Raw genomic sequence first — 18,129 nt, 5'->3', positions numbered from 1 at the left:
AGAGAAAGATATGCAGATCGGAGTTTTTGGCGACGAGACGGAACTGGCGAAGGCTGCCGCCGCCTATCTAATGACCACGATGAGGGGCGCCGAGCCGAAGAACCTCGGCGTCGCCACGGGCTCGACCCCGCTCGGGCTGTACGCTCAGCTGCGCGCCGCCCACGCCGCCGGGGAATTCACTCTGGCGGACGCGAAGGCCTTTGCGCTCGATGAATACGTCGGCATTGACCCGGCCCACCCCGAGGCTTACCGCAACGTGTTGCGCGCCGAGCTGGTGGGCGAGGACAAGACGGGCCTAACGGAGGACAACCTGCACACCCCGAACGGCCAGGCGGACGACCCGTACGAGGCGGCCGCCGCATACGACGCCGACATCCGCGCCAACGGGGGCGTTCACCTGCAGATCCTCGGCATCGGGGCCAACGGACACATCGGCTTTAACGAGCCGGGCGTCTCCCTCGTCTCGCGCACGCACGTCGACGCGCTGACCCAGCGGACCCGTAAGGACAACGCCCGCTTCTTTGAGGGCAACCTCGACCTCGTCCCGGACAAGTGCGTCACCCAGGGTCTGGGCACGATCATGGAGGCCAAGCATCTGCTGCTCATTGCGCTCGGCGAGAACAAGGCCGACGCCATCGCCGGCATGGCGGAGGGCCCGGTCACGGCCTCCTGCCCGGCGTCGATCGCCCAGATGCACCCGTCCGTCGTCGTCTTCTGCGACGAGGCTGCGGCATCGAAGCTGAAGAACATCGACATGTACCGCACGCGCTGGGAGACCCTCAAGTGACCGAGTATCGTGGCAAGCTGCTGGACGGATACGGCAAGCTGGTTGGTTCAGGAATTCGGCTCGAGGACGGCGTCGTAGCCGAGATCTTTCCCGCGCAGGAGGGCGTTGCGGGCTGGGTGACGCCCGGCTTCATCGACGTCCACTGTCACGGCGGAGGCGGGGCCTCTTTCCCCGACGACCCGAGCCCGGAGGGTGTAGATAGGGCCGTCGAGGCACACCGTTCGATGGGCACGACGGCGCTGATCGCCTCCACCGTCTCGCTCATCGACACGCTGACCCCGATCAGGGGCCTGGCGCAGGCATGCGAGGAGGGCAAACTGGCGGGCATTCACCTGGAGGGGCCCTACATCTCGCCCGCCAAGTGCGGCGCACAGAACCCCGCGGCGATCCGGATGCCCGACCTTGACGAGCTGCGTTCCTGGCTCGAAGCCGGCAAGGGTTGGATTAAGACGATGACGATCGCCCCCGAGGTGGACAGCGCCATCGAGGCGGCCAGGCTTCTCCTTGACTACGGGGCCGTGCCCTCCTGGGGCCACACCTCGGCGGACTCGGAGCAGACGCGCGCGGTGGTCGCCGCCACCTCCGCCTACGCGGCCGAGATCGGCATGAGCAAGCCGCCGCAGATGGCGACCCACCTGTTTAACGCGATGCCACCGCTCGGACACCGCGCCCCGGGCCCGGTCCGCGAGCTCATCGCGGCGGCGCGTAGGGGAGAGGTGGTCGTCGAATTCGTGGCAGACACCGTCCACGTCGACCCCGACTTGGTCTCCGACGTTGTCACCTTCATCCAGCGCGAGAACCCGCTCGGTGTGGTGTTCGTGACCGACGCAATGGAGGGCGCGGGCATGCCCGACGGCAAGTACGTCCTCGGCGGTCAGGATGTTGACATCGTCGAGGGGGTGGCGCGGCTGTCGCGCAACGGCGCGATCGCCGGCGGCACGGCTCGCGTGGCCGAGGAGATCCAGCGAATGGTTCGCGGCGGCTACCTCGACATGGGGGTCGCCGTGCGGTGCGGCGTCGGCGCGCCCGCCCATGCCGTGGGGTTGACCCAGGCCGACCCGGGCGTGACCCTTGAGTGGAAGGTGGGCGAGCCGGCCAACGCCGTCGTCTTCACCGAGGACCTCGAGGTCACAGCAATCGTGCGCGAGGGCGTAGCAAGGTAGCTCACAGGGCGCCGCGGGAATAAGCCGCGGCGCCCGGTGCGTTGCGTGAGTGTCGGATAAGAAGGAGATGCCATTGACGGTTGAGGAGACTCACGAGGAGCGCACCGCCCGCTTCGAGCGCGACGCGATGCCCTACCTCAACCAGCTCTACGGCGCGGCGTTGCGGCTGACCCGCAATCAGCAGGACGCCGAGGACCTCGTCCAGGAGACCTTCGCCAAGGCCTTTGGCTCGTTTCACCAGTTCACGCCGGGCACGAACCTCAAGGCGTGGCTCTACCGGATTCTCAACAACACCTTTATTTCCAACTACCGCAAGCAGAAGCGCCGCCCCCAGGAGGCCTCTGCCGACGTGGAAGACTGGCAGGAGTACAGGGCCTCGCTGCACCATTCGCGCGGGCTTGAATCCGCGGAGGTGCTCGCCCTGGAGCTGCTTCCGAACGAGGAGATTCAGGAGGCGCTCGACCAGCTTTCCGACGATCGGCGCACGGCGGTTTACCTCGCCGACGTCGAAGGTTTTAGCTACCAGGAGATCGCGGACATCATGGGCACCCCGATCGGTACCGTCATGTCGCGCCTGTATCGGGGACGCACCCAATTGCGTGAGGCACTGCGCGACTACGCGCGCGATCTTGGATATGTGAAGGAGAACGCGTGATGAAAGAGTTTGACGAGCTCATGAGCAAGCTGGAGGCATGTAGCTGCCGCGAGGAGTGCACCTGCGCCCAGTGCGGCTGCGAGGACCTCCTCGATCACCTGTTTGCGCTTGTAGACGATGAGATCAGCGACGCCGACGCCTGCCGCCTCCTGCGCCACGGAGCCACGTGCAGCGCGTGCGCCACGAGGATCGAGGAGGAGATCGTGGTTCGCCGGGTCATCCGGCGGGGTTGCCAGTGTGAGGAGGCGCCGCAGTCATTGCGTACGAAGATCACACACATGGTGGGCGAGTAGGTTGGTAGGATATGGCCGGAAAAGATACACTTGAGACCTATCTACCGGAGGAGTAAACATGTCGAAGCGTGGACGGAAGCGTAAGGATCGCAAGAAGAAGAGCGCGAATCACGGCAAGCGCCCAAACGCCTAAGTTAAATGGCTGGAGTTTTCTCCGGCCATTTCTTTTGCGTTCCTAATACGTAACACCAATCCCCCAAATGTCGCGTTGTTTTCCCGGTATTGTGCGTGACATCTGGGGGATTGGCGTTACATCTGCGGGGATGTGGGAGGCTCGATGCCGAGCCAGCGGTGCCAGCCCTTGTGGAGCACGAGCCACGTCATGAGGCCGTAGCCGGCCTGGCGGGGGCAGTAGGAGTCGGCGGAGGTGGCCATGTCGGTCAGCCACTGCTCATGGTCGCGCAGCGGATTGTAGGTGTCCACGAACGGAATCTGACGCCGCTCGCATACCTCCGAGAAGGCGCGGGTGAGCTCGGCCTGGTCGCGGGCGGTAACGTCGAGGCGAGGTGGCGGACCGACGACGAACGGGCTCAGCCCCTTGCGCACGGCGGTGTCGAGCATGTTGGCCAGATACAGGCGCGAGCGGGACGTGGAGGTGACCGAGAGGTCGTGAGAGCCGAGGCCGACGACCAGCCGGTTGTCGGCCTCGCGCTCGAGCCGGGGCAGAACCTCACCCTCCCAGCGAGTGACGAGGCGGTCCGTGGTCTCGCCGGGGTAGGCCAGCGTGATCGGCATGATGGGCGGGTCGTTCGGGGAGCGGGCGATGGTGCGCCCCACCCAGCCTAGGGCGCGGGCGTCGCCATAGCCCGCCACCAGTTCGTCGCCTACGAAAAATACTCGGATGCTCACACGTTCATTATAGAGTACGTGGCCCCCGCCTTCCGGTAGGGGCCACGTGGCGGCAACTCCACGGCCGCGTCAGGTATCGCATTGCTGCCGGGGTCTGGAGGGCAACTCCGGCCCCCGGCGGATACCTCGGGCCCGGCGGGCTATCGCGCGAACGCCTTGCGCATCAGCTCCTCGCCCTCCATACGATGGCGGCCGATCATGCCTGCGGCCGTCGAGGCGGCCGCAGGGCGGGATATGCGGGTGACGGCGCGGCCGAGCTCGGGGAACATGCCGAGGGCGAAGTGCGCCCAGGCGCCCTGGTTGGCGGGCTCGTCCTGCACCCAGAACACCTCGGCGTTCGGGTACTTGTCCAGCTCGGCGCGGACCTCCTCCACGGGGTTCGGGTAGAGCTGCTCGATCCGGATGATCGCGGTGCGGTCGTCGCCCTTCTTCGTGCGTTCTTCGAGGAGGTCGTAGTAGATCCTGCCGGTGCACAGCAACACCCGATCCACGTCTGCGAGCTGATGGCTCTCGCCGATCACCTTGCGCACGGTGCCGGAGGTGAAGTCCTCCACCATCGAGTCTGCGCCCTTGCGGCGAAGGAGCTGCTTGGGGGAGAAGACGATCATGGGCTTGCGTGGGCGGCGGTAGGCCTGCTCGCGCAGCATGTGGAAGTAGTTTGCCGGGGTAGACGGCTGAACCACGATCATGTTCTCCTCAGCGCACAGCTGCAGGTAGCGCTCGATGCGGGCCGAAGAATGGTCCGGGCCCTGGCCCTCGTAGCCGTGGGGCAGGAGGAGCACGATGGAGGCTGCCTGGTGCCACTTTTGTTCGGCGGAGGAGATGAACTCGTCCACCACTGTCTGGGCGCCGTTGGCGAAGTCGCCGAACTGGGCCTCCCACAGCACGAGCGCGTCGGGGCGCTGGACGGAGTAGCCATACTCGAATGCCATGACCGAGTACTCGGAGAGGGCCGAGTCGTAGATCTTGAAGCGCGCCTGATCCTCGGTCAGGCTCATGAGCGGGGTCCACTCCTCGCCCGTGACCAGGTCGTGAGCGACGGCGTGGCGCTGGGTGAACGTGCCGCGCCGGCAGTCCTGGCCGGACATGCGTACCGGTACGCCTTCGATCAGGAGCGAGCCGAAGGCGAGCAGCTCGCCGAATCCCCAGTCGATGTGGCCCTCGTGGGCCATCTTGTTGCGCTTTTCGAACAGCGACATGATCTTCTTGTGCGGGGTGAAACCCTCGGGCGGGGTGGTGTGAGCCTGGCCGATGCGGCGGAGGACCTCGGCAGAGACGACGGTGGACCAGCCGACCATCGTGCCGGCGTCCTCCTGCTGGGAGGCGGGCATGCCGAGCGAGTCGGCGGCTTCCGCCTCGTTCGCCTCGGCCCGCTTCTCCGCCTCGCGCGCATCCTGGAACGCCTTATCGAGCAGATTGTGGAATCCTTGCTCGACCTGGGCGGCCTGCTCCTCGGAGATGTCCCCGCGCCCGAGTAGGGCCTCCTGGTAGAGCTGGCGCGTGGAGCGCTTCTCGTTGACCAAGGAGTACATGATCGGCTGGGTCATCGACGGGTCATCGCCCTCGTTGTGACCGCGCTTGCGGTAGCAGATGATGTCGAGGATGACGTCCTTCTTGAACTCCATCCGGTACTCGTAGGCCATGCGGGCCATGCGGCACACGGCCTCAGGATCATCACCGTTGACGTGGAAGATCGGCAGCTGCAAGCCCTTGGTGATGTCGGTGGTGTAGCGCGAGGAGCGCGAGTTCGACGGGGCGGTGGTGAAGCCGATCTGGTTGTTGACGATGATGTGGATGGTTCCGCCGGTGCGGTAGGCGGGCAGCTGGGACAGGTTGAGCACCTCCGTGACAACGCCCTGGCCGGAGAAGGCCGCGTCGCCGTGGATGAGGAGGGGGACCACGGCGGCGCCGTCGTCGTCGAGCTGGTCCTGCATGCCACGCACCACGCCCTCGAGTACGCCGTCGGCGGCCTCGAGGTGGGACGGATTCGCGGCGAGGTAGACCCCGACCTGGTCACCCTGGGCGGAGGTGTAGGTGCCCTCGGTGCCGAGGTGGTACTTGACGTCGCCGGAGCCGGGTTTCGTCGGGTCCATGACGCCGTCGAACTCGGAGAAGACCTGGCCGAAGGACTTGCCGGCGATGTTCGTCAGCACGTTGAGGCGGCCGCGGTGGGCCATACCGATGGCGACCGCTTGCAGGCCGTCGTCGGCGGCGCCGCCCAGGATCGAGTCGAGGGCGGGAATGAGCGACTCGCCGCCCTCGAGGGAGAAGCGCTTCTGGCCCACGTACTTCGTCTGGAGGAAGACCTCGAAGGCCTCGGCCTGGTTGAGCTTTTCGAGGATGCGAACACGCTGCTCCGGCGTCGTGGCCTCGGGGGCGCGCTCGAGGCGCTCCTGGAACCACTTGCGCTGGACCGGGTCCTGGATGTGCATGTACTCGATGCCGACGGTACGGCAGTAGGCCTCGCGCAGGTTGGTGAGGATCTGGCGCAGGGTGAGGTGGCTGGTGCCGGCGAAGCCGCCGGTGGGGAAAGAGCGGTCGAGATCCCACAGGCTCAGCCCGTAGGAGCCGATCTCCAGGTCGGGGTGGCGACGCAGGTGGAAGGAGAGCGGGTCGGTGTCCGCGATGAGGTGGCCGCGCGAGCGGTAGGCGTGGATGAGCTCGGCGATGCGGGCGGGCTTGCCGAGCTCGCGCTCGGCGTCGTATTCGACGTCCTTCTCCCACACGACCGGCGTGTAGGGCACGCGCAAGGAGAGGTAAACACGCTCGTAGAAGCCGTCCTGGCCGAGGAGCTTGTTTTCCATGAGGCGAAGGAAGCGCCCGGAGGTGGCGCCCTGGATGACGCGGTGGTCGTAGGTGGAGCCGATGTGAACCACCTTCGACACGCCGAGGCGGGCGATCGTCTCGTCAGCGGTGCCCTGGAACTCGGGCGGGTAGGTCATGGAGCCGACGCCGACGATGAGGCCCTGGCCAACCATGAGGCGTGGCACGGATTCGGTGGTGCCGATCCCACCGGGGTTGGTGAGGGTAGCGGTGGTGCCCTGGTAGTCCTCGATGGTGAGCTTGTTGTTGCGCCCGCGGTCGACGAGCTCCTCGTAGCCGGAGACGAACTCGGAAAAGGTCTTGGTTTCGGCGGCCTTGATGGAGGGCACGACGAGCGTGCGGGTCCCGTCGGGCTTGACGACGTCGATCGCGATGCCCAGATTGACGTGCTTGGGTTCGACGAGCGAGGGCTTGCCGCCTTCGGTCGAGTAGGACACGTTCATCTCGGGCATTTCGGCAAGGGCCTCGACCATGGCGTAGGCGATGAGGTGGGTGAAGGAGATCTTGCCGCCGCGGGTGGACGCGAGGTAGCGGTTGATGACGGTGCGGTTGTCGAACATGACGCGCGCGGGTATGGCACGCAGCGAGGTGGCGGTGGGGATGGACAGTGAGGCGTCCATGTTCTTCGCCAGGCCGCGATCCCCGCCCTTGAGTGCGGTGACCGTCTTGGCCTTGGGATCCATGTCCTCTTCGGCACTGGCCGGGCGCAGGCTGTAGGACTTGGCGTAGGGGGTGATGGCGGGGGCGGCCGCGGCCCGCGGCTGCGGGGGCAGGTCGGATCGCGTGACGTTCGTGGTGGGCGTGGAGGCGCGGTCGGCCTGGGAGTGGACGGCGCGCTGGGCCGGCGTCACCTCCTTCTTGGGCTGGGGGTCGGGGCTGGCGGGCGAGCCGTTCGCCGGCTTGCGGCCCTGCTGTTCCCAGCTACGGAACATTTCGGCCCATTGCGGGCCGACCCCGTCCTTATTTTGAAGGTATGCCGCGTAAAGATCTTCGATAAAACCCTGGTTCGCGCCAAAATCATCGGAGTTGGTTGACGACACTGTCTGCCTCACTTGTTCGTTGGATGACCTGTAGCTCCAAGCCTAGTGATCTTTCTTTCGTAGAGGGGCGCTAAGTCCCAAACTTGCCTCCAAATTGGGGTGTTTTCGCCGGTCAATTTCTCTTAGTGTCAAGAAAACTCCCGCGATGTTTCAAGAGTTCCTCTGCGGGTAAGAGCTCGAGCGCTGGGCCATTAGGTTACGATGGTGAACATGGAAGGACGACAAGAGGTGGCCCGTGGCCACTGATCTCATACTATTTTGTCTTGCCCTTGTACTCATTGCGGGTAACGCCCTGTTCGTTGCCGCCGAATTCTCGCTCGTTGCCCTTGATCCGGCCACGATCGACGACCGCGCCCAGTCCGGGGATGCGAAGGCGGTGCGCGTGCGCAAGGCTCTGCACCAACTCTCCCTCCAGCTCTCCTCGTGCCAGGTGGGCATCACGATGACGACGATCCTGCTCGGCTATGTGGCGACGGCGCCGCTGCAGCACTTCTTCACCGGCCTGCTCGGTAGCCTGGCCCCGGCAGCGGCCGTGGGCACAGCCGCGACACTCGCATTCATCATCATCAACGTGGCCTCCATGCTGTTTGGCGAGCTGATCCCGAAGAACATGGCGCTCGCCGAGCCGCTGAATACCGCCGCCTTTGTCTCCCTGCCGCTACGCCTCTTCACGGCGGTGTTCAAGCCTGTGATCGTCCTGCTCAACGAGACCGCGAACTGGGTGTTGCGCAAGTTTGGCATCGAGCCGGCGGAGGAGCTGTCCGGTGCGCGCTCGGCTTCCGAGCTCGCGGCCCTCGTGCGTCACTCCGCGGAGGAGGGCACGCTCGACTTGCCCACCGCGCGCCTGCTGACCCGGTCGATCGACATCGGGGCACTTACTGCGGTGGACGTGATGACCGACCGCGGGCGGGTTGCCACCCTTCACGAGGAGGACACGGCGGCGGACGTCATCACCCTTGCCACCGAGACCGGCCACTCACGCTTCCCGGTCATTGGCGAGGACCTCGACGACGTGCGCGGCTTCGTCCATCTGCGCCGCGCGGTTGCAATCCCCTATGAGGCGCGCGGCCAGGTGCGGGTGACCTCCTCTTCCCTCCTGGTCGAACCCACCCGCGTGCCCGAGACGATCGAGCTCGCCCCTCTCCTTGTCCAGTTGCGCGCCGAGGGCCTGCAAATGGCGGTCGTCGTCGACGAGTACGGGGGCACCTCCGGCATCGTCACTCTCGAGGACGCGGTGGAGGAGATCGTGGGCGACGTCGCGGACGAACACGACCGGCGTCGTGTGCGCACCCACATCGTCTCCGGCGGCAGCTGGATGATTCCCGGCGCCATGCGCCCGGACGAGGTCGCCCGCGAGCTCGGCCTCGACGTGCCCGACGAGGGGCCGTGGGAGACGGTGGGAGGCTGGATGATGGCTCGGCTCGGGCGGATGCCCGAGGTCGGCGACGAGGTGGCAGAGGGCGGCGTGCGCGCCGTCGTGGCCACCATGGATGGCCGCCGAATCGAGCAGGTGCGGATTTGCGGGGTGGATGAATGAGCATCGGTACGGCACTCTTGGTCACGGGGCTCCTGCTCCTGGCCAACGCATTCTTCGTGGGCGGCGAGTTCGCCGTCATGGGTGCGCGGCGCTCGCGGGTGGAGCCGCTCGCCGACGCGGGCAAGAAGTCGGCCAAGACGGTCATCTACGCCCTGGAGAACGTCACGCTCATGCTCGCCACCTGTCAGCTCGGTATCACGCTCGCGTCGGTGGCGCTCGGCGCCATCTCGGAGCCGGCGATCGCGCACTGGATCGAGGGGCCGCTGGACGCGGTGGGTGTCCCACACTCGCTCGTCCACCCCATCGCGCTGGTGGTGGCGCTCGCTCTGGTGGTCTACCTGCACGTGGTGCTGGGGGAGATGGTGCCGAAGAACATGTCGGTCACGACGCCGGAGCGCGCGGCTTACATCCTTGTCCCGCCGCTTGTGCTCATCTCGAAGATCTTCCACCCCGTCGTCTTCTCGCTGAACTGGTTCGCCAACCACATCATCAGGATCTTCGGCATGGAGCCGAAGGACGAGGTGGGCGCGGCGTTTACCGTGGATGAGGTGGCCTCCATCGTGCAGGCTTCGAAGAACGCCGGCGTGCTCGACGCCGACGTCGGGCTAATCTCCTCCGCGCTCGAGTTTTCCGAGTACACGGCGGGCGACCTCATGGTGGCAACGGGTGAGCTCGTCATGGTCACGCCGCGGACCACGCCGGCCGAGGTGGAGGCGGAGATCGCCCAGCATGGTTTCTCCCGTTACCCGGTGGCCGACGGCGGCGAGATCGTCGGCTACGTCCACATCAAAGACATCATTGACGTGGCGCCGGGGTGGCGCAACGAGGCGTTGGCGCCGTGGAAGATCCGCACCATGTCGAAGGTGGATTCGAATGACGAAATCGAGACGGCGCTGCGTTCCATGCAGAAGGACGGCACCCACCTTGCGGCCGTCGTCGTGGAGGGTGAGATCAAGGGCGTCCTTTTCCTCGAGGACATCCTCGAGGAGCTGATCGGCGAGGTTCGCGACGCTATGCAGAAGTAACTGTCCGAGATCGTTCTGTGACCCTCGCGGCTGGCGAGAGCCGGGAAGTGGCTGACATCATAGGGCGCTCGGTCCCAAGGTGGTGGATACCGCTCGCGCCACCGTTATCAAACCGTTATCATTGGGGGTGTTCGGGAGTCTATCCCGGTTATCCACCGCAGGTAAAAAGGAGGGGCGGGATTGGCTGAGCGTGAAACAGTGCGACCGTCGCGCCGCGATCTCCGCCTCGCCAGGGAGGCTCAGCTTCGAGACACCCAGGCCACCGAGGTGATCGAAGTCTCCCAGGTCGTCACCGAGAGCGCATCTCATTCCGGGCCGGCTTCCTCCCTATTTGACCGAGTTATCCGCGAGGCGAAGAGGCCTGCCTTCGCGGGCATACTGAGCGCCGTCGTCGCCGTCTCGGCCGCCGCCGGCGTCGCCTTTGGAGGCCTCTACAGTGCGTCCGCCGTTCAGGGCGCGGACACGCTGGCCACCTCCACGGTTGCTACCCCCCAGCCCACGGTCCCGGACACGCTGAAGAAGACGAACGGCGCCGCGGACTCGGCACGGTACCGCGGATTCGAGCGCTCCTATGATGGGGCGGTCATCCAGTGCGGGCTACGCGGGGGCGCGAATTCACTGTCCGCGGCCTTCGAGGGGGAGAACAACCTGGTGGTCATGCCGATGGCGAAGGGCACCTACCGGCTCACCTCGCCCTTCGGCTGGCGCATCGACCCGATCTCCTACACCTCCTCCTTCCACCTGGGTCAGGACTTCGCGGCGGCCAAGGGCACACCCATCTACGCGATGGCCGACGGCGAAGTGATCTACGCGGGCGAGGGGATCGAGGGGCGCTCATCGAACGTGATCGTCATCGCCCATGAGATTAACGGCAAGAAATACACCACCTGGTACGTCCACATGTACGACGACGGCGTCCACGTCAAGAAGGGCGATAAGGTCAAGGTTGGCCAGCACATCGCCGACGCCGGCTCCCAGGGCTGGTCGACCGGCCCGCATCTGCACTTTGAGGTCCACGAGGGCCACGAGTTGCACACTGAGACCGACGACAACGTGATCGACCCGATGAAGGCCCTCGAGGACTTCGGTGCGGTCGATCTGTCAGACATCTGCTAGCAGGCGTAGGCTGATGGCATGGTTCATCAGCGAATGTGGAGAATCAGCGAGCCGACGGTCCTCGCCCACCGCGGCGGCGGCAACGAGGCCCCGGAAAACACGATCGTTGCGTTCCATGCGATGCGTGAGCGGGGCTTTCGCTACGTGGAGAGTGACTGCCACGTGACTGCCGACGGGACGGTGATCATCCTCCACGATCCGATCTTGGATCGTCTCACGGACGCTTCGGGGCCGGTCTCGTCGTGGTCGTGGAGGGACCTGCGCCACGTGCGCGACCATTCGGGTAACCCGCTGGTGCGCCTCGACGACTTGCTCGAGGAGTTTCCGGACATGATCTTCAACTTGGATGCGAAGAACAACGCGACGGCGCTGCCGATGGTGGAGACGATCCGCCGGCAGAACGCCGCTCACCGCGTAAGCCTGGCTTCCTTCTCGGAGCTGCGCTTGGCGCGAATGCGCAGGCGACTACCGGGGGTACGCTCCTCGATGGGGACTTCCGCGATCGCGCGACTCGTGCTGGCGGCGAAGGGCCCTCGCGCGCTGGCCTACCGGCTTCCGGGACCGGAACGGGGCGTGGAGTGTGTGCAGGTCCCCGAGCTGTTCAAGACCATCCAGGTGGTGGACGAGAAGTTTGTCGCGTTGGCGCACGCCCGCGGGCTGGCGGTGCATGTGTGGACGGTTAACGACGCCGCCGACATGCGCCAGCTACTCGAGCTTGGCGTGGACGGTCTGATCACCGACGAACCGACGCTGGCCCGATCGGTGATCAGCCAGATGCGGGGCTAGGCGTACTTCCCCGCGGGATTCTGAACGCGCGATTCGGGTGTGTGGGCTACCGGCACCAGTCGACCCTGGGCGAAGCCGATCGAGCTGGTCGTGGTGATCTTCTCGACAAGCACGTGCCTTGCCTTGTCATAATGCTCGCCGCCACGCGAGGCTTCCACGGACTCAGAGAACTCACGAACCGCGCAGTCTACGTACAGCGCGGCGCTCCACGAAAAGCTCCGAACTGCGTGCTCGCAACGAATTCCCGTGCTCGAATTAAGGTACTCGACCGGCCCTCCGGCCTTCTCAATGTTGTCTAGGATCGCGGTGCGGAGGCTTCGAGCCTCCTCCGGATATCCTTGACGAGCCAAACCGTCGGCGATAAGGAAGGTCGTGTTGATCCATGTCGGGCCTCGCCACATGATGTTCGCCCGATAGCCGTCGTCGTCGAGGGCCACCGTAGGAAGCGGATAGTTCGTCGCGAATCGCCCGGGATCGTGGATATCACTCAACACGCTGCTTACCACGGAGTCGGGAAGGCGCCCGTCGAAGACGCCGAGCAGCGAGACAATGGTTCGATGTTGAGGGATTCGGGCATCGTGCCCGTATCGAAACATGCCGAGAGTCTCATCCCACAACTCAAGCATCTTCTGGTGCGTGCGCTGGCTTCGCGCCGCGAATGCGGCCGACCGCTTAGGAATAGCCGAGAACCATTGGCTGAGGATCGCGTCTTGGACGCCAAGGTATGCGGCCAAGTCCGCCGTGGCGACGGGAACCTCGTGGTCAAAGACGGGCGAGTCGTCAAGGCCGGATGAATACGGGTGCAAATACTCTGGCAGGCCGTTGGCTCTGATGTCCGAATAGCTAAACCACCATTCTTGATTATCGGCCACGACGTCGGCGAACTCCTCGACCACCTTTTGGCGTGCCACATCGCTTCGCTTTCCAAGAATCTGCTCGATGGTCCACGCCAGTAGCGGAGGCTTGGTTAAAGGAACGGTGCCCCCGCCAACGGTTGGCGAGCCATCGGCTTCAAGTTTGAGGCGGTCAGCCTCCGGCAAATCTGACGAGTTGGCGAGCACGCCGCCGGGGAAGAGCACGTCGGGAAGCTGGCCGGTGTCGGCTTGGAACTTGACGGCATTTCGTAGTTGTTCAAGAGCGGCATCAAAATCACCGTGAGCAACTCCGATAGCGATGAAGTAGGCATCCCACTGCCAGAGCCCCACGTACCCAAGCTTTGCCGGGACGATGCTCCGGCAGGTTGCGCCGTCCCGATCGACGAATCTCACCAGGTTCGTGCCGAGCACCCACCAGCATTGCTCCGTCATGGGCTTTCTCTGCTCGGAAACCTGCGGCATCCTCTCCATCCAACCCTGGACGACGCCGTCGGCCGTGTCTCTAAACGAATGCCACGACGTGGGCAGATCCCCATCAGGCGGTACGAGCGAGCCTGAGTAGGAGATCAGCACGTCGCCATCTGACGTGTTATCAAATGAGAGGGTTTGAGATACATGATGTGGGCGTCTCTTCACTACGAACTCGCCGGCTGAATGAATCCAGAGAGAGTTCCTGTAGATGGCCACTGCGCAACTGCCGAAACTAAAATGACCTCCGTCAGCCTGCGCAGTCACGTCCGCGCTTGTGTCCTTCGGGAGAATTTCAGCTACTACGCAGTCGGCCAGCGGCCTCTCGTACTCGACGCAGTAGATTTCCAACGATGTCCCCCTTTTGCACACGACGAAATTGGATTCCGGCACAGTGAAGGGAATATCTAGAAAATCCACAAAATCAAAAATCATCATCTTGTCCCTCTAGCGTCCCCCAAGGCCCGCTGTCGCTAGGCTCGACACGATCTGCTTTTGCCCAATGATGAACACGATCAGCATGGGAACAGTCGATACAGCGGTTGCCGCCATGATCAGGCCGGTGTTGATTCCGCCGAATTGTCCTTGGAACTGAGCCAAGAGCAGCGGGACGGTAAACAGATCCGTGCTATTGAGCAAGATCAATGGCATGAGGAAGTTGTTCCAGGTATCCAATGCCACGATGATAGCCAGTGCGCCGAGCCCCGGCCGGATCATTGGCAAGATGATTTGCCAGAATATCCGGAAACGCGATGCGCCATCCACTGTCGCCGCTTCCTCCAGCTCCCGTGGAATCGACAGGACAAACTGCCGTGCCAAGAAGATTCCAAACGGATTAACAAGGATGCCAGGGATAATAATGGCAAGGTGGGAGTCTACCCATCCGAGTTTAGCCATCAGCAGGTAGAACGGAACGAGCGTTACCTGCTTGGGAATCATCTGAGCGACAAGCACGATGGAGAATACGGCCTTCGAACCCTTGAACGGGATTCGCGCAAACGCGTAACCAGCCATCGCGCTAGTAATGACAGCTCCGACTACCACCAACACAGCGATGTAGACGGAATTGAAGTAGGCGCGCCCAAATGGCGCTTGTGCCCATGCGTCGGTGAAGTTCGACAGTGTTGCCGGATCCGGGATGATGGACAGTGGGTCCTTCAGGATCTGCGGCAGGGTCTTAAACCCGGTCAGCACCATCCACACGAACGGTCCGAACATGGCGATCGAGCCGATGATCAGGACGAGGTTGGTGAGGAGATGATGGCGCCGTAGCCACAGTCTCACCGGAGATATCGATGCACCCTTCGGCTCGCCGCCGACCGGGGCTTGCGAAGCGCTGCGCGTTGCGACTTTAGCGTTCATAGTGCACCCACTTCTTTTCAAAACCAAACTGGACGACGGTGATGACCACAGCCAGAAGCATCAGGAAGATCGCGGCCGCTGAGGAAACACCGAATTGCCCCTTCTGGATTCCAAGATCGTATATGTGATACACGATCGTCCTCGTCGCGTTCTCTGGCCCAGCGTTCTTCACGAGCACGAAGACGATATCGAACGTCTGGAGAGAGGAGATGAACGCGATAACGGACTGGAAGAATATGGTCGGAGACAAGATCGGCAGGATGATCGATCGGAATGTCCGAACGCTGCTCGCGCCATCAATCGAAGCAGCTTCGATAACGGACGGACTGACATTCTGCAGTCCGGCTTGGAAGATCACCACGTTCAAGCCCAGCGAGGACCAGATCGTGACAGCACACACTGCGAACAACGTAAGCTTCGGATTGCCCAACCAATCCGGTGGCGTCACGTTAAAGAGTGTCGAGATTGCGCTGGAGATCATTCCGTCCTGCCGCAAGAGCTGCTGCCAGATGAGGGCAACTGCAACCGAGGACGTGACAACGGGAGCGAAAAACAAGATCATGTAGACGGTCTTGTTTTTCAACTTGTTAATCAGCACCGCTACGACAATCGCCAAGAAGAGCCCAATTGGCACGGTCACGGCAGCGATGATCAACGTGTTAAGCACCGCTCTGAGGAAGAGCGGATCGGAGATCTGGCTCTTGAAATTATCGAAACCGATGAACTTCAACGGTCCGAACCCGTTCCAGTCGGTAAACGCCAGGATAAAGGCGAAGCCGAAGGGAAGGATCGTGAAGAGCAGGATTCCGCATGCCTGCGGTGCGAGGAAGAACGCCGCCCATGCTCGATCGCGCTTGCGCCATCGCGGGTCAGGGTTCACGGCGAACGCCCTAGATGTCGAAGAACGCGGTTTGAGTTCTTCCTTCCGGGTAGCGACAGACATCTAGGCTCACTTCGACGTCTTCTGGGTGACCAGCTCAGCGATGTGATCCAAGGTCTCCTGCGCAGAGCCCTTTCCCTGGTAGAGGGGGAGCATGTAATCATTCGAGATCTGCTCGGACAAACCCGGAACCGCGGCCTCAACCTGGAAGTTCGAGAAGCCCACATCGCGCATGTCAATCAGCGAGGCCACATGGCCGGGCTTATTCGTCGCCGTGACGATCTCGTCAATCCCGGCGATCGATGGAAGGGCATTACCGTTATCGGAAAGACGAAGAGTTTGCCCGTCCTTGGAGAGGAACTCCGAGAAGAAGGTGAATGCCGCGTCCTTGTCCGCCGCATTCTTGTTGATCGCAAGGAACGACGAGGCGACGCCCGACGGGGCGGCCTTACCGTCCGGGGTGGGCCAGCGAACGACGTCGTAATCGTCGATCGAGTTTCCGGCTCCCTCAATCGAGGCGACCGTGTAGCGTCCTTGGACAAGGAAGCCGAGCTTGTGCTGAGCAAAGAGAGTATCTGGGTCCTGGCCGGCAGGCATGACGTCTGCGACGGCAAACTGACCATCGGCGAACTTCTTCGCCCAGGTATCGAGCGCTGCAACCGAGGCTGAGTCGGTGTTCGCGACGTACTTGCCGGCGTCGTCGTAGACCTTGCCTCCCTGAGAAACGATCAACGAGTCCGTTGTGGACCAGTAGTTCCAAAATGCCGCTCCGGTCATGTCGGCGCCGTGAAGGGCGTCAACCATCTCGAAGAACTTGTCCGTGGTCCACTTGTCATGAGCGGCCAGCTCGGCCGGATCGTCGGTGATCCCCGCTGCGGCGAGTGCCTGCTTGTCGTACCAGAAAGCGTCGGGGTTGACGTCGTTGGGCAGGCCATACGTCTGGCCATCAAGTTGGGCTACTTGATAAATGGATTCGGAGAAGTCAGCGAGCGAGATGGGCGAGTCTGCGCTCGCGACGTGGGAGTCGATCGGCTCCAATACGCCGTTGACGACCAGGTTTGCAATCTGGTCGTCTCCTACATAGAAGACGTCGGGGGCCGTTCCCGATGTCAGCTGCGTGTTCAGCTTCGAATGATAATCGCTGTAGGATGCCACGGGCTGGAAGTTGATCTTGATATCGGGATGCCGGCTCTCGAATTCGGCGTTGAATTGCTCGAACACCTTCAGTTCGTCAGGCGTTCCCCACGTGGACCACGTGACGCTTCCTTTGTCGCCAGTTCCGCTCGAGTCGCCGCTACACGCCGAGAGCATGCCCACGGCTAGTGCCGCGCTCAGCGAAATGGCCGCCGCGTGCTTCAGTTTCCTATTTTTCATTTCTCCTCCTTGAGAAAATCCGTTGATGGACAGTGTCAAACAGTTTCGGCAGCGTCTGCCCCGTCAGGCTCCGGCTTCTTACTCGGCGTGAGTTCGGTCAGGAACATCGCCGAAAGAATCAGGCTGCCTCCGATAAGAAGTCGGAGTGTGAGGTTTTCTCCTCCGAACAAGATCGCAAACAGCGAGGCGAAAACCGGCTCCGTCGTCATGATGATGGCCGCGCTTGTCGCGGAGATCTTGGACTGCGCCCAGGTCTGAGTTACGAGCGCCGCGAGGCCGGCAACAAGCGCCATGTAGATGAGCGCCAGCCAGGAGCCCCCGCTTTGCGGAAGGTCGATGCCGCCGGGGAGTGCGCCCAACGTGCACAGCAGCGCTATTCCAAAGACTTGAATGATGCCCAGCATGAACGGATCGTCGTCTTTGGCCCACTTACCCAAAAAGGCGATGTGAACAGCATAAAAGGCCGACCCCAGGAATGTGATGAATTCGCCGACGCCAATGGCGAAGCCGGTCAGGCTCAGCACCGCAATGCCGATAGTGGCCAATAGGACGGCGCCCCACACTTTGGGCGATATCTGCACCTTGAAAAGCAGCAGGAGAACGATCGGCGTTAGCACCACATACATTCCCGTGATGAAACCGGAGACGGAGGCGTCCGTGTATTTCAAGCCGACGGTCTGAAACACTTGCGCCGTTCCGTAGATCAAGCCAAGCGTCAGTCCGCGCAGCCACGTTCGCCGCGCGACTTTCCGCAGTTTTGGGAACATGACGATTGCGCAGACCACACTCGCGAGAACGAAACGTACCGAGAGGAAGTCCAGCGCAGATATCTCCTCGAGCAGACCCTTGATCATGAAGAACGTTGAGCCCCACACGGCGGTGACGCCAATCAGCGCAATCGTAGGCAGCATCGACGCTGAATGCTGTTGCACGTTACGATTCATAGGTCCCTCTAACACGCTCAGTAGAAACCGGTTGCTATACATCGTAAACGAACATGTCCAGGCCAACAACAAGCAGTGCCCTAGATCACACATTAGCCGCGTGAGGCCGTGCGCCGCAATTGGCCGGGACGCCCATTAAAGCACGGATATAT

General features: G+C 63.0%; 16 protein-coding genes. 9 read left to right on the top strand and 7 right to left on the bottom strand.

Features of this window, described 5'->3' with window-relative positions:
- The first annotated feature begins 10 nt into the window (after nt 1–10).
- The 5 genes from J2S45_RS08785 (at nt 11) to J2S45_RS11155 (ending at nt 3,031) form a co-directional block, all read left to right on the top strand.
- The gene (locus J2S45_RS08785) at nt 11–787 is read left to right on the top strand and encodes a glucosamine-6-phosphate deaminase (protein ID WP_307635154.1); all 777 of its coding nucleotides are present in this window, start codon (nt 11–13) and stop codon (nt 785–787) included.
- The gene (locus J2S45_RS08780; RefSeq protein WP_307635153.1) at nt 784–1,950 is read left to right on the top strand and encodes an N-acetylglucosamine-6-phosphate deacetylase; all 1,167 of its coding nucleotides are present in this window, start codon (nt 784–786) and stop codon (nt 1,948–1,950) included. The genes J2S45_RS08785 and J2S45_RS08780 overlap by 4 nt, the downstream gene beginning before the upstream one ends.
- Before the next feature lie 67 nt (nt 1,951–2,017).
- On the top strand, nt 2,018–2,605 hold the full coding sequence (locus J2S45_RS08775) for a sigma-70 family RNA polymerase sigma factor (protein ID WP_296929260.1): 588 nt from the start codon (nt 2,018–2,020) through the stop codon (nt 2,603–2,605).
- Nucleotides 2,605–2,898 (top strand): mycothiol system anti-sigma-R factor, encoded by a 294-nt coding sequence (gene rsrA, locus J2S45_RS08770; protein ID WP_307635444.1) that lies wholly within the window; start codon nt 2,605–2,607, stop codon nt 2,896–2,898. The genes J2S45_RS08775 and rsrA overlap by 1 nt, the downstream gene beginning before the upstream one ends.
- A 58-nt stretch (nt 2,899–2,956) precedes the next feature.
- Nucleotides 2,957–3,031 (top strand): 50S ribosomal protein bL37, encoded by a 75-nt coding sequence (locus tag J2S45_RS11155; RefSeq protein ID WP_099981265.1) that lies wholly within the window; start codon nt 2,957–2,959, stop codon nt 3,029–3,031.
- 116 nt (nt 3,032–3,147) lie between these two features.
- Here the strand turns inward: J2S45_RS11155 and J2S45_RS08765 are convergent, their stop codons facing one another.
- A complete protein-coding gene (locus J2S45_RS08765; RefSeq protein ID WP_296929303.1) occupies nt 3,148–3,741 on the bottom strand; it encodes a GDSL-type esterase/lipase family protein in 594 nt (197 codons plus the stop codon).
- A 146-nt stretch (nt 3,742–3,887) separates the two neighbouring features.
- Entirely contained in the window at nt 3,888–7,610 is a 3,723-nt protein-coding gene (locus J2S45_RS08760; RefSeq protein ID WP_307635151.1) for a multifunctional oxoglutarate decarboxylase/oxoglutarate dehydrogenase thiamine pyrophosphate-binding subunit/dihydrolipoyllysine-residue succinyltransferase subunit, read from the bottom strand.
- Nucleotides 7,611–7,845: 235 nt separating this feature from the next.
- Here J2S45_RS08760 and J2S45_RS08755 point away from each other — a divergent pair, with 235 nt between their 5' ends.
- From J2S45_RS08755 to J2S45_RS08740, 4 genes are all read left to right on the top strand, one after another.
- Nucleotides 7,846–9,147 carry a hemolysin family protein gene (locus J2S45_RS08755; RefSeq protein ID WP_307635150.1) on the top strand — a complete coding sequence of 434 codons (1,302 nt, stop codon included), beginning with the start codon at nt 7,846–7,848 and terminating at the stop codon, nt 9,145–9,147.
- Nucleotides 9,144–10,172: a hemolysin family protein gene (locus J2S45_RS08750; RefSeq protein WP_307635149.1), complete on the top strand. Its 1,029-nt coding sequence runs from the start codon at nt 9,144–9,146 to the stop codon at nt 10,170–10,172. The genes J2S45_RS08755 and J2S45_RS08750 overlap by 4 nt, the downstream gene beginning before the upstream one ends.
- A 180-nt stretch (nt 10,173–10,352) precedes the next feature.
- On the top strand, nt 10,353–11,288 hold the full coding sequence (locus J2S45_RS08745; protein WP_307635148.1) for a M23 family metallopeptidase: 936 nt from the start codon (nt 10,353–10,355) through the stop codon (nt 11,286–11,288).
- 18 nt (nt 11,289–11,306) lie between these two features.
- Nucleotides 11,307–12,074, top strand: a complete 768-nt coding sequence (locus J2S45_RS08740; protein WP_307635147.1) for a glycerophosphodiester phosphodiesterase family protein — start codon at nt 11,307–11,309, stop codon at nt 12,072–12,074.
- Here J2S45_RS08740 and J2S45_RS08735 read toward each other — a convergent pair.
- Genes J2S45_RS08735 through J2S45_RS08715 form a run of 5 tightly spaced genes read right to left on the bottom strand, consistent with a single transcriptional unit; the run spans nt 12,071 to nt 17,977 of the window.
- A complete protein-coding gene (locus J2S45_RS08735) occupies nt 12,071–13,855 on the bottom strand; it encodes an amylo-alpha-1,6-glucosidase (protein ID WP_307635146.1) in 1,785 nt (594 codons plus the stop codon). The genes J2S45_RS08740 and J2S45_RS08735 overlap by 4 nt on opposite strands.
- A 9-nt stretch (nt 13,856–13,864) precedes the next feature.
- The gene (locus J2S45_RS08730; protein WP_307635145.1) at nt 13,865–14,779 is read right to left on the bottom strand and encodes a carbohydrate ABC transporter permease; all 915 of its coding nucleotides are present in this window, start codon (nt 14,777–14,779) and stop codon (nt 13,865–13,867) included.
- A complete protein-coding gene (locus J2S45_RS08725; RefSeq protein ID WP_307635144.1) occupies nt 14,769–15,722 on the bottom strand; it encodes a carbohydrate ABC transporter permease in 954 nt (317 codons plus the stop codon). Before J2S45_RS08725 ends, J2S45_RS08730 begins: the two co-directional genes overlap by 11 nt.
- Nucleotides 15,723–15,728: 6 nt before the next feature.
- A complete protein-coding gene (locus J2S45_RS08720) occupies nt 15,729–17,033 on the bottom strand; it encodes an ABC transporter substrate-binding protein (protein ID WP_307635143.1) in 1,305 nt (434 codons plus the stop codon).
- A gap of 35 nt (nt 17,034–17,068) precedes the next feature.
- Entirely contained in the window at nt 17,069–17,977 is a 909-nt protein-coding gene (locus tag J2S45_RS08715; protein ID WP_307635142.1) for a DMT family transporter, read from the bottom strand.
- Nucleotides 17,978–18,129: the final 152 nt, after the last annotated feature.

The sequence above is a fragment of the Trueperella abortisuis genome, from assembly GCF_030811095.1.
Classification (GTDB): Bacteria; Actinomycetota; Actinomycetes; order Actinomycetales; family Actinomycetaceae; genus Trueperella; species Trueperella abortisuis.
This window is presented reverse-complemented; position numbering and strand designations above follow the sequence as displayed.

Bases quoted from the DNA above. Each gene is read 5' to 3' on its own strand.
- J2S45_RS08785 (WP_307635154.1), top strand. From the start codon at position 11: ATGCAGATCGGAGTTTTTGGCGACGAGACGGAACTGGCGAAGGCTGCC.
- J2S45_RS08775 (WP_296929260.1), top strand. From the start codon at position 2,018: ATGCCATTGACGGTTGAGGAGACTCACGAGGAGCGCACCGCCCGCTTC.
- rsrA (WP_307635444.1), top strand. From the start codon at position 2,605: ATGAAAGAGTTTGACGAGCTCATGAGCAAGCTGGAGGCATGTAGCTGC.
- J2S45_RS08750 (WP_307635149.1), top strand. From the start codon at position 9,144: ATGAGCATCGGTACGGCACTCTTGGTCACGGGGCTCCTGCTCCTGGCC.
- J2S45_RS08740 (WP_307635147.1), top strand. From the start codon at position 11,307: ATGGTTCATCAGCGAATGTGGAGAATCAGCGAGCCGACGGTCCTCGCC.
- J2S45_RS08735 (WP_307635146.1), bottom strand. From the start codon at position 13,855: ATGATGATTTTTGATTTTGTGGATTTTCTAGATATTCCCTTCACTGTG.
- J2S45_RS08730 (WP_307635145.1), bottom strand. From the start codon at position 14,779: ATGAACGCTAAAGTCGCAACGCGCAGCGCTTCGCAAGCCCCGGTCGGC.
- J2S45_RS08725 (WP_307635144.1), bottom strand. From the start codon at position 15,722: ATGTCTGTCGCTACCCGGAAGGAAGAACTCAAACCGCGTTCTTCGACA.
- J2S45_RS08720 (WP_307635143.1), bottom strand. From the start codon at position 17,033: ATGAAAAATAGGAAACTGAAGCACGCGGCGGCCATTTCGCTGAGCGCG.
- J2S45_RS08715 (WP_307635142.1), bottom strand. From the start codon at position 17,977: ATGAATCGTAACGTGCAACAGCATTCAGCGTCGATGCTGCCTACGATT.